Origin of the sequence: Enterobacter cloacae complex sp. FDA-CDC-AR_0132, from assembly GCF_003010695.1 — a bacterium.
In the GTDB taxonomy this organism is placed as follows: domain Bacteria; phylum Pseudomonadota; class Gammaproteobacteria; order Enterobacterales; family Enterobacteriaceae; genus Enterobacter; species Enterobacter ludwigii.
Genome location: NZ_CP027618.1, coordinates 3,687,360 through 3,698,403, shown reverse-complemented (window position 1 = coordinate 3,698,403; position 11,044 = coordinate 3,687,360). Strand labels below are relative to the sequence as shown.

13 protein-coding genes are annotated in these 11,044 nt (G+C 53.6%); 8 read left to right on the top strand and 5 right to left on the bottom strand.

Going from position 1 to position 11,044, the window contains the following annotated elements; genetic code table 11:
• Window positions 1-38: 38 nt before the first annotated feature.
• Both AM379_RS17920 and AM379_RS17915 read right to left on the bottom strand, forming a co-directional pair.
• Window positions 39-935, bottom strand: a complete 897-nt coding sequence (locus tag AM379_RS17920; RefSeq protein WP_014169781.1) for an aldo/keto reductase — start codon at window positions 933-935, stop codon at window positions 39-41.
• A gap of 48 nt (window positions 936-983) precedes the next feature.
• The gene (locus AM379_RS17915) at window positions 984-1,223 is read right to left on the bottom strand and encodes a DUF1289 domain-containing protein (protein WP_020884337.1); all 240 of its coding nucleotides are present in this window, start codon (window positions 1,221-1,223) and stop codon (window positions 984-986) included.
• A 149-nt stretch (window positions 1,224-1,372) separates the two neighbouring features.
• Here AM379_RS17915 and eptA point away from each other — a divergent pair, with 149 nt between their 5' ends.
• From eptA to rnt, 5 genes are all read left to right on the top strand, one after another.
• Window positions 1,373-2,998: a phosphoethanolamine transferase EptA gene (gene eptA / locus AM379_RS17910; protein WP_106503987.1), complete on the top strand. Its 1,626-nt coding sequence runs from the start codon at window positions 1,373-1,375 to the stop codon at window positions 2,996-2,998.
• Between the two features lie 41 nt (window positions 2,999-3,039).
• Window positions 3,040-3,639, top strand: coding sequence for a TetR/AcrR family transcriptional regulator (locus tag AM379_RS17905; protein ID WP_014169778.1), 600 nt, complete (start codon window positions 3,040-3,042; stop codon window positions 3,637-3,639).
• Window positions 3,640-3,692: 53 nt separating this feature from the next.
• Window positions 3,693-4,790 (top strand): alkene reductase, encoded by a 1,098-nt coding sequence (locus AM379_RS17900; protein WP_020884339.1) that lies wholly within the window; start codon window positions 3,693-3,695, stop codon window positions 4,788-4,790.
• Between the two features lie 100 nt (window positions 4,791-4,890).
• Complete coding sequence (gene gloA, locus AM379_RS17895) at window positions 4,891-5,298, top strand: lactoylglutathione lyase (protein ID WP_020884340.1); 408 nt, start codon at window positions 4,891-4,893, stop codon at window positions 5,296-5,298.
• A gap of 96 nt (window positions 5,299-5,394) precedes the next feature.
• Window positions 5,395-6,045, top strand: coding sequence for a ribonuclease T (gene rnt, locus AM379_RS17890; RefSeq protein WP_014169774.1), 651 nt, complete (start codon window positions 5,395-5,397; stop codon window positions 6,043-6,045).
• A 45-nt stretch (window positions 6,046-6,090) separates the two neighbouring features.
• Here rnt and grxD read toward each other — a convergent pair whose 3' ends face one another.
• Complete coding sequence (gene grxD, locus AM379_RS17885; protein ID WP_003832760.1) at window positions 6,091-6,438, bottom strand: monothiol glutaredoxin 4; 348 nt, start codon at window positions 6,436-6,438, stop codon at window positions 6,091-6,093.
• Window positions 6,439-6,777: 339 nt separating this feature from the next.
• Between grxD and AM379_RS17880 the strand changes: the two genes are divergently transcribed.
• Both AM379_RS17880 and sodB read left to right on the top strand, forming a co-directional pair.
• The gene (locus AM379_RS17880; RefSeq protein ID WP_068794547.1) at window positions 6,778-7,551 is read left to right on the top strand and encodes a C40 family peptidase; all 774 of its coding nucleotides are present in this window, start codon (window positions 6,778-6,780) and stop codon (window positions 7,549-7,551) included.
• A gap of 122 nt (window positions 7,552-7,673) precedes the next feature.
• Window positions 7,674-8,255 carry a superoxide dismutase [Fe] gene (gene sodB, locus AM379_RS17875; protein WP_020884341.1) on the top strand — a complete coding sequence of 194 codons (582 nt, stop codon included), beginning with the start codon at window positions 7,674-7,676 and terminating at the stop codon, window positions 8,253-8,255.
• A gap of 38 nt (window positions 8,256-8,293) precedes the next feature.
• Here sodB and AM379_RS17870 read toward each other — a convergent pair whose 3' ends face one another.
• Together AM379_RS17870 and cydH are read right to left on the bottom strand one after the other, a co-directional pair.
• Window positions 8,294-9,460, bottom strand: coding sequence for an MFS transporter (locus AM379_RS17870; protein ID WP_047955502.1), 1,167 nt, complete (start codon window positions 9,458-9,460; stop codon window positions 8,294-8,296).
• A 163-nt stretch (window positions 9,461-9,623) separates the two neighbouring features.
• Complete coding sequence (gene cydH / locus AM379_RS17865; RefSeq protein WP_032670423.1) at window positions 9,624-9,713, bottom strand: cytochrome bd-I oxidase subunit CydH; 90 nt, start codon at window positions 9,711-9,713, stop codon at window positions 9,624-9,626.
• Between the two features lie 297 nt (window positions 9,714-10,010).
• Between cydH and purR the strand changes: the two genes are divergently transcribed.
• The gene (purR, locus tag AM379_RS17855) at window positions 10,011-11,036 is read left to right on the top strand and encodes an HTH-type transcriptional repressor PurR (RefSeq protein WP_014169769.1); all 1,026 of its coding nucleotides are present in this window, start codon (window positions 10,011-10,013) and stop codon (window positions 11,034-11,036) included.
• Window positions 11,037-11,044: the final 8 nt, after the last annotated feature.

The following is an 11,044-nucleotide window of genomic DNA, read 5'->3' as shown; positions in this document are numbered from 1 at the left end:
AGGGGCAAAGATTTCACCGGAAAGTCACGTTTTACCGGTTACGGGACGTCGTAACCCAGCGCCGCTTTGCGGATGCGGAACCACTGCTGACGGGTCATCTGCAACTCTTCCGCGGCAATGGCGGCGCGTACGCGTTCAATTTTGCCCGAGCCAATGATTGGCAGTGGTTTTGACGGCAAACGCAGGATCCACGCGTACACCACCTGTTCGATGCTCCCGGCATTCAGTTCGCGGGCAATGGTCTCAAGCTCAGTGCGCAGCGGCTGGAATTCATCATCATTAAACAGGCGTCCGCCGCCCAGACACGACCACGCCATCGGACGGATACGCAACTGCTGGAGCTGATCGAGCGTGCCATCCAGCAGCAGCGGCTGATGAACCGGAGAAATTTCAACCTGGTTGGTGGCCAGGGTAAACGGCAGACGAGACTGCAGCAGCGCAAACTGTGCAGGGGTAAAGTTTGATACGCCGAAATGACGCACTTTGCCGCTTTGATGCAGATTCAGAAACGCTTCGGCCACCTCATCGGCATCCATCAACGGATCGGGGCGGTGGATCAGTAGCAGATCGATATGATCGGTCGCCAGGTTAACCAGCGACTGTTCGGCGCTCTTAATGATGTGCGCGCTGTCGGTAATGTAATGGCCGAGGGCATGCTCCGGTTTTGCCGTCGTGGCAATCCCGCATTTGGTGACGATCTCCATGCGTTCGCGTAACGCAGGAACCAGTTTGAGTGCCTCGCCGAACGCGGCTTCACACTGATAGCCACCGTAAATATCAGCGTGATCGACCGTGGTGATCCCTAAGTCGAGATGCTCTTCAATAAAGCTTGCCAGCTGGAGGGGGGACATATTCCAGTCCATCAGGCGCCAGTAGCCCATCACAAAGCGGGAGAATTCTGGCCCCTGGGGGGCAAGGGTAATTCGCTGAACCATAACATTTTCCTCAAGGACGTGATGTCATGAGTATACGCAATTACCGTGTTAAAACAGTGAAGGTTGCTGGGGTTCTTCGGTGTCACCGGCTTTGTTTGCGCGTATTTTGCGCAGAAGTCGCTGTCGACAGAGACGGAGCACCTCCTGTTTCTGCGTGTCGCTGAAGTGTTGCCAGTTAAAACGCTCATCGCGCGTGCGCATGCAGCCACGGCAATATCCGCGTTCATCCACCTGACAAATACCCCGGCACGGGCTCTGGATGGGGAAAAACTCCAGTTGCTCTGCCACACTCACCTCCCGATAACGACTATCACCTACAGTGAAGACGCTAAACGTCCCGCGTGCAAGGGCTTTACCACAGTTTTGTGGCATTAAGGTTTCACTAATCTTCGTTCTCTATACTCGCCCCATCATTAAAATTGCAGGTTTTCTGATCGATGTGGCTAATCAAAAAGTTACAATGTAACGATATAAAATTTACTCTGGGCTGTGCACTTTTCTTTACCGTATTAAACGCGCTGTTTATTCAGCGTAGCTGGGCAATTATCGCGCCCGCGCATATCCATGACGTCCTCTTTGCCGCGTCCGTTCCACTGGTGCTGTTTTGCGGCTGGGTCATTGTTTTTAGTCTGCTTAATATCCCGTTTATCCGTAAGCCGCTGCTGATTGTCTTGACCGTCGGATGCGCCGCCGCGACTTACTTTATGTATACCTACGGCGCGGTTATCGATCAGAACATGATTGTTAACGTGTTCGAAACCAACTCTCAGGAAGCCACTGCCCTGGTGACGCCGCAGATGATCCTGTGGATTGTCGTTGCCGGTCTTGTTCCGTCCGTGGTGCTGGCCATGATCCGCATTCGCACCGGGAAATGGTGGTACGCCCTGCTGACCCGTTTTGCCGCAATGCTCGGCGCCCTGCTGGTTATCATCCTCATCGCCGCCCTGTTTTATAAAGACTACGCGTCGCTGTTTCGCAATAACAAAAGCATCGTCAAAATGGTGACCCCCGCTAACTATGTCAGCGCGATGGTCAAATACAGCAAAATGCGCTGGTTTGCAGGCGATCAAACGCTGGTCCGAATCGGTGAAGATGCCCATAAAGGGCCGCTGATTGCAGGCCAACAAAAGAAAACCGTTCTGGTGCTGGTCATCGGCGAAGCGTCACGCGCCGCGAACTACTCCTTGAATGGCTACGGGCGTGAAACAAACCCCGAGCTGAAAAAGCAGGATGTGATTAACTTCCCGCAGGCCTCCTCCTGCGGCACCGAAACAGCCGTTTCCGTGCCCTGCATGTTCTCCGGTATGACGCGCAGTAAATACGATGCCGACCTGGCCCATCACCAGGAAGGGTTGCTGGACGTGCTCGCCCATGCGGGGATCAATATGCTGTGGCGTGACAATGATGGCGGTTGTAAAGGCGCCTGCGATCGCGTTCCCCATACCGACATGACCCAGTGGAAACTCGATCAGTTCTGCAAAGACAACTCCTGCATTGACGATGTGAACTTCACCCGTCTGGACAATGTCCTGGATGGCCTGAAGCAGGACTCCGTACTGGTCATCCACCTGATGGGCAGCCACGGCCCGGCATACTATCGCCGTTATCCGGATAATTTCCGCAAATTTACGCCAACCTGCGATACCAATGAAATTCAGGATTGCGATCACCAGGCGCTAATGAATACCTATGACAACACCATCCTGTATACCGACAGCATGGTCAGTAAAACCATCGATGCCCTGAAAGCGCGTCAGGCGAGCTTGAATACCGCCCTGATTTACCTTTCGGATCACGGGGAGTCGCTGGGCGAAAGCGGGATTTATCTGCACGGCACGCCGTATCTGCTGGCACCAGAGCAACAAACGCACATTCCGTTTATGTTCTGGTTATCACCAGACTATGCGAAAAATTTCGGCGTCAACGCGCAGTGTTTACGTGACCATGCAGCAAAAAATGCGGTTTCGCAGGACAATTTGTTCTCTACCGTATTGGGTATGATGGACATTAAATCAAAGGTTTATCAACAACAGCTGGATATTCTGAACGCATGTCGCCACTGAACACGCTTGCAATAGACCGAACGGTCTATTAGAGTGCGGCCATGAGCAGAAATACAGAACACGATACCCGAGAACATTTACTGGCGACCGGCGAGCGACTTTGCATGCATCGCGGGTTCACCGGTATGGGGTTGAGCGAGTTATTAAAAACCGCTGAGGTACCGAAGGGGTCGTTTTATCACTACTTCCGGTCCAAAGAGGCGTTTGGCGTGGCAATGCTGGAGCGGCACTATGCCAGCTACCATCAGCGCCTGGCAGCGCACTTTGCCACGGGCGAAGGTAATTATCGCGATCGTGTTCTGCACTTCTATCAGGAAACGCTGAACCAGTTCTGTCAGCAGGGCATCATCAGCGGTTGCCTGACGGTAAAACTTTCTGCCGAAGTGTGCGATCTTTCAGAAGATATGCGCACAGCAATGGATAAAGGGGCACGCGGGGTTATCGCCCTCATGGCACAGGCGCTGGAGAAAGGCCGCGATGAAAAAACGCTGACTTTTCCCGGCGAACCTTTAACCCAGGCGCAGGTTTTATACGCCCTCTGGTTAGGCGCGAACCTGCAGGCCAAGATTTCTCGCAGTGCGGTGCCGCTTGAAAGCGCACTGGCACATGTAAAAAGCAGCATTACTACGCCTCGCGTATAGCAGGCGTTTTTATTTACGCAATTACTAGACGACTGGTCTACTCAGGAGCCTTTATGTCCGCTGAAAAATTATTTACCCCCTTGAAAGTGGGTGCCGTTACCGCGCCAAACCGTGTGTTCATGGCCCCGCTTACCCGTCTGCGCAGCATTGAGCCGGGTGATATCCCTACCCCGTTGATGGGTGAATATTACCGTCAGCGCGCAAGCTCTGGCCTGATCATCACCGAGGCCACTCAGATTTCTGCTCAGGCTAAGGGTTACGCTGGCGCACCAGGTCTGCACAGCCCGGAACAGATTGCCGCGTGGAAAAAAATCACGGCTGGCGTTCACGCTGAAGAGGGTCGTATTGCCGTCCAGCTGTGGCATACCGGTCGTATCTCTCACAGCAGCATCCAGCCTGGCGGTCAGGCACCGGTTTCCGCCTCTGCCCTGAGCGCGAACACCCGCACCTCGCTGCGTGATGAAAACGGCAATGCGATCCGCGTTGATACGTCTATGCCGCGCGCTCTTGAACTGGACGAGATCCCGGGAATTGTTAACGATTTCCGCCAGGCCGTGGCGAATGCGCGTGAAGCCGGGTTCGACCTGGTTGAACTGCACTCCGCGCATGGCTATCTGCTGCACCAGTTCCTGTCACCGTCCTCTAACCATCGTACCGACCAGTACGGCGGCAGCGTCGAAAACCGTGCGCGCCTGGTGCTGGAAGTGGTGGATGCCGTATGTCAGGAGTGGAGCCCGGACCGCATTGGTATCCGCGTTTCCCCGATTGGTTCTTTCCAGAACGTTGATAACGGCCCGGACGAAGAAGCGGATGCCCTTTATCTGATTGAAGAGCTGGCAAAACGGGGTATCGCGTATCTGCATATGTCCGAGCCAGACTGGGCCGGTGGTCAGCCTTACACTGAAGCCTTCCGTCAGAAAGTACGCGAACGCTTCCACGGTGTGATCATCGGTGCAGGTGCATATACCCCTGAGAAAGCTGAAGATCTGATTAGCAAAGGTTTGATCGACGCCGTTGCATTTGGTCGCGATTTTATCGCTAACCCTGATCTGGTCGCCCGTCTGCAGCAGAAAGCCGCGCTGAACCCTCAGCGTCCGGAAAGCTTCTACGGCGGCGGCGCTGAAGGTTATACCGACTACCCTACCCTGTAATCTCTTCATTGCTCATTGATAGCGGCGACCTTTCGCCGCTATACTAAAACATCGTTTCTGTTCAAATAGATATTCTATTCCATTGGTTAATGAGGAAATTATGCGCCTACTTCACACCATGCTGCGCGTTGGCGATCTGCAACGTTCTGTCGATTTCTACACTAACGTACTGGGTATGAAACTGCTGCGCACCAGCGAAAACCCGGAATATAAATACTCGCTGGCGTTTGTGGGTTACGGCCCGGAAACGGACGAAGCGGTCATCGAACTGACCTACAACTGGGGCGTGGACAGCTATGAGCTGGGCACCGCTTATGGTCATATCGCGCTGGAAGTGGACAACGCAGCCGAAGCCTGTGAACGTATTCGCAGCAACGGCGGTAACGTGACGCGTGAAGCTGGCCCGGTCAAAGGCGGCACCACGGTGATCGCGTTTGTTGAAGATCCGGACGGCTACAAAATCGAGCTGATTGAAGCCAAAGACGCTGGTCGCGGTCTGGGCAACTGATCCCGCAGGGCGCAACATGCGCCCGTACTTTTACTGCATCCCCATCCAAAATTTGCCATAATGCGCACTGCTTTTTTCCCCATGTAAGAGACCCTGATGTCCGATAACGCTCAATTTAGCGGTCTGTGCGACCGTTTTCGTGGTTTTTATCCTGTTGTGATCGATGTTGAAACAGCCGGATTTAACGCTAAAACCGATGCGCTGCTTGAAATTGCCGCCATCACGCTGAAGATGGATGAACAGGGATGGCTTACACCGGACACCACGCTGCATTTCCACGTTGAACCCTTTGAAGGGGCCAACTTACAGCCCGAGGCGCTGGCCTTTAACGGCATCGATCCGCATAACCCGCTGCGTGGTGCGGTAAGTGAATATGACGCGCTGCACGCCATTTTTAAAATGGTGCGTAAAGGTATGAAAGAGAGCAACTGCAGCCGCGCCATTATGGTGGCGCATAACGCCACGTTCGATCACACCTTTACCATGGCCGCCGCTGAGCGCGCGTCGCTCAAGCGTAACCCTTTCCACCCGTTTGTGACCTTCGATACCGCGGCACTGAGCGGTCTGGCGTTGGGACAAACGGTATTATCAAAGGCATGTATTACGGCAGGCATTGAGTTTGACGGTACGCAGGCGCATTCCGCGCTTTATGACACCGAGCGGACGGCGGAACTGTTTTGCGAAATTGTAAACCGCTGGAAGCGTCTGGGCGGCTGGCCGCTGCCTATGGGTGACAGTGAAGAATAAAAAAAAGCGACCTCATGAGGTCGCTTTTTTGTCTTCGCAGATAACTTACTCCGCGTCTGGCTCTTCCGTTTTGTACTTCGCAGCCGTTTCTTTGATCAGCTGCTGCAGTTCACCGCGCTGATACATTTCGATCAGGATATCGCAACCGCCGACCAGCTCACCGTCTACCCACAGCTGTGGGAACGTCGGCCAGTTAGCGTATTTAGGCAGCTCAGCGCGGATGTCCGGGTTCTGCAGGATATCAACGTAAGCAAAACGCTCACCACAGGCAGACAGCGCCTGAACCGCTTGCGCGGAGAAGCCACAGCTTGGCAGCTTCGGAGAACCTTTCATATACAGCAGAATCGGGTTTTCAGCGATCTGGCGCTGGATTTTTTCAATAGTGGTGCTCATGTCTTGCTTCCTTTAACTTCTGTTACGGCATTCGTCTGTCATTGTAGCGGTTCAGACTGCCATCGGAAAATAACATTTTTGTCACGTCTTTCTTATTCTACCGCGAGTGATGAAAAGTTGCATTGCAAATGGTGTTTAACCCTGCGGCACTCAGGGTTTTGTTTAGGGAGTGAACAATAGTGCGACAGATTGATGAATTTTTTTGCACTTGCTAACGAAACAGGATTGTAGATTGAAAAATGCTATTAACTTATCGGGTTTTTATAGATTAGAATCGACGGGCTTTGTAAATCATTCGCGGGTATTATTGATGACCTGCATTTATCAGGGGACTGCCCAGTGGCGCGGATAAATAAAATCTCGATCACGCTCTGTGCTTTACTGTTTACAACACTCACTTTCACGCCAGTGGCGAACGCCTCTCAACAGGCGCGGCACTCTGCTGTACAAAAAACGCATCTGGCCAAAACCACAGACCGTAAGAAAAAAACCACCAGCAAGAACGACAAGAAAAAGACCACCACCCAGACTAAAAAAACCGCCTCCAGCAAGACGAAAACAAAACCTTCCCGCAATGCCCACGCAACCAAAAGCAAAGCCTCGCAAACTGCAGCTAATCTCGTGACGGAAAAATGCATCCCCCGCAAAGGTCATAAAGCGAAATGCACGAAGGTCACGAAAATAGCGGAAGTGCATAAGGTTCGCGTGCAGAAAGCGCAAAAAACGGCGTTGAATAAACTGATGGGGCAGATCGGCAAACCCTATCGCTGGGGCGGCAGCTCACCGCGTACCGGTTTCGACTGCAGCGGCCTCGTCTATTACGCCTACAAAGATCTGGTGAAGTTCCGAATTCCACGTACCGCCAATGAGATGTATCACCTGCGCGACGCGTCACCGGTCAACCGCGGTGAACTGGAGAATGGCGATCTCGTCTTCTTCCGCACTCAGGGGCGCGGCACGGCTGACCACGTTGGCGTATATGTAGGCAACGGGAAATTTATCCAGTCCCCACGTAGCGGCCAGGACATCCAGATAACCTCTCTCAGTGAAGACTACTGGGTACGTCACTATGTCGGCGCACGCCGCGTGATGACGCCAAAAACCATTCGCTAACCCCTGCCCTGCCACAGCCGTGGTAGGGTAAGTTCCTCTTTTGCATACCCTTTCAATTTGCTATTCTGTCCCTGTTGTCTGTATGGTTATTGGCAACATAAAAAACAATAAGGAGAGAAGCAATGTCGTTCGAATTACCTGCACTACCATATGCAAAAGACGCCCTGGCCCCGCACATTTCTGCGGAAACCCTGGAGTATCACTACGGCAAACATCACCAGACGTACGTCACCAATCTGAACAACCTGATCAAGGGCACCGATTTTGAAGGCAAAACGCTGGAAGAGATCGTCCGCAGTTCAGAGGGCGGTGTCTTTAACAATGCCGCTCAGGTGTGGAACCACACCTTCTATTGGCACTGCCTGGCACCGAATGCAGGCGGCGAACCTACGGGTGAACTGGCTGGCGCGATTAACGCGGCATTTGGCAGCTTTGCTGATTTTAAAGCGAAGTTTACGGATGCTGCAGTCAAGAACTTCGGTTCTGGCTGGACGTGGCTGGTGAAAGACGCGGATGGCAAACTGGCTATCGTTTCCACCTCGAACGCGGGTACGCCACTGACCACCAGCGCAACGCCGCTGATGACCGTGGACGTCTGGGAACACGCTTACTACATTGATTACCGTAACGCGCGTCCGAACTACCTGGAGCACTTCTGGGCACTGGTTAACTGGGCGTTTGTGGCGAAGAACTTCGCCGCGTAAGAGACACGCAGAAGGGATTGCCCTTCTGCGTTTTTTCATTATTCAGCAGCGCACGCTGCGTCCGGCTGTTTACGGCCAGACATCATCACTAACAGCAGGCCGAGCGCGGCAATTATCGCCCCCATCACCGGCACAAAGCTGTATCCCAGGCCACCAGAAATGACGGCTCCACCGGCAGCGGCTCCAAGCGCATTGCCAAGGTTAAACGCGCCAATATTGACCGACGACGAGAGACCCGGCGCCTCATGAGCAACGCGCATCACGCGCATCTGCAGCGGCGGAACCACGGCAAAGGTCGCAGCCCCCCAGACAACCATCGCCATCGCCGCCCCGACTTCATTACGCGCCAGCCACGGAATGGCGATCATGATGACAATCAGCAGCGTTAAAAAGCCTTTCAGCGTCCCGCTCACGGAACGATCGGCGAATTTCCCGCCGAGATAGTTGCCTATAGAGAACCCGACACCAATCAGCACCAGCATCGCGGTCACAAAGAGAGGCGTCGCGTGGGTGATATCGTGCAACACCGGTGAAATATAGGTGTACAGAGTAAACATGGCGCCCGCCCCCAGTACGGTGGTCAACAGCGCGGAGAGCACCTGCGGGCGCATCAGTACCGACAGCTCTTTGCGGACGTCAGGACGTTCACCAGCGCTGCCTTTCGGCAAGGAGAAGTACAACGCCACCATGGCGATAACACCCAGCACGGCCGTCGCCAGGAACGACATGCGCCAGCCTATCGCCTCACCCAGCCAGGTTGCGGCAGGTACACCGCCAATGTTGGCAATCGTCAGACCCATAAACATGGTTGCCACGGCACTCGCCTGCTTGTGTTTTGGCACCACGCTTGCGGCCACAACCGATCCCAGCCCAAAGAACGCGCCGTGGTTAAGGCTGGTCAGAATGCGGGACAACATCAGGGTGGTGTAATCCGGCGCAATCGCGGAGAGCACGTTGCCCAGCGTAAATATCGCCATCAGGAAAATCAGCGCATTGCGGCGCGCGCGGTGTGAAAGCAGAAGCGTCATGAGCGGTGCCCCCACCATCACGCCAATGGCGTAGGCGCTGATGAGCATCCCGGCCGCCGGGATAGAAACATCCACGCCCCGGGCGATAACAGGCAGTAACCCCATCGGGGAGAATTCAGTGGTGCCAATCCCAAAAGCGCCAATCGCCAGGGCAAGCAGGGGAAAATTGATTTTCATGCGTCAACTCCGGATGCCGTGTCATGTCGTGACACAGAACAAAGAAGCCGAAAGCATGACATCAATCACAAAAAATGAGAAGTTAACAAATTGGCAAAGGATTTTTGCCGCAGGCGTAACAATCAGGAAAACTGAGAGGGAGAGAGCTCTCCCTCCGTGTAAATCAGTGCAATGCAGCCGTCAGACCCGCCGCAACAATCAGAGCCAGTACAATAACGGTGGTCACCAGCGAAAACTTCAGATCGTAGCTCATCAATTTTTCTCCTTTTAATCTCCCCACGAAAAGTGAGCCTGCTCATTTTTACACAGTTTAGTTCAAAAATCTTCCTGGATTTAAACTGATAACCACTTTAGCTCTTCCCCTTTTCATCAAGATAGGACAAAATTCCACGCTAAATTTATTAGCGTACCGGCCATTGACCCCCTCCTGACGTCCTGTGTCGTTTTCCCGGCGTGCCGCAATTCAAGATTGCGTGATAAGGGTGAGAGAAGGCAAACGTTTACCTTCAAGTTTTTCAGGAGTTTAGGATATGGTCTGGAGTGACATTTAATGGCAACAATTAAAGACGTAGCAAAACGCGCAAACGTTTCCACTACAACCGTATCACATGTAATTAACAAAACCCGCTTTGTGGCGGAAGAGACGCGCAACGCCGTCTGGGCGGCAATCAAAGAATTACACTATTCACCGAGTGCGGTGGCGCGCAGCCTCAAAGTTAATCACACCAAATCCATTGGTTTGCTGGCAACCAGCAGTGAAGCGGCCTATTTTGCCGAGATCATTGAAGCGGTCGAGAAAAACTGCTTCCAGAAAGGCTATACCCTGATTCTGGGCAACGCGTGGAACAGCATTGAAAAACAGCGCGCTTATCTCTCCATGATGGCGCAAAAGCGTGTGGATGGCCTGCTGGTGATGTGTTCAGAGTATCCGGAGTCCGTGCTTTCCATGCTGGAAGAGTACCGCCATATTCCTATGGTAGTCATGGACTGGGGCGAAGCACGTGCAGACTTCACCGACTCCGTCATCGATAACGCGTTTGAAGGCGGCTATATGGCAGGCCGTTATCTGATTGAACGCGGTCACCGCGAGATTGGTGTGATCCCGGGTCCACTGGAGCGCAACACCGGAGCCGGGCGTCTGGCCGGGTTTATGAAAGCCATGGAAGAGGCGCTGATTACCGTGCCGGAAAACTGGATCGTGCAGGGTGACTTTGAACCGGAATCCGGTTACCGCGCAATGCAGCAGATTGTCTCCCAGTCGCATCGCCCGACAGCCGTTTTCTGTGGCGGTGACATTATGGCGATGGGTGCTCTCTGTGCCGCCGATGAACTGGGTCTGCGCGTGCCGCAGGACATTTCCGTGATCGGGTATGACAACGTGCGCAACGCGCGCTTCTTTACCCCGGCGCTGACCACCATCCACCAGCCAAAAGACTCGCTGGGTGAAACGGCCTTCAATATGCTGATGGACAGGATCGTCAACAAGCGTGAAGAGTCTCAGTCCATTGAAGTTCACCCGCGTCTTATCGAACGCCGTTCCGTTGCGGATGGTCCGTTCCGCGACTATCGTCGTTAATCTTTTAC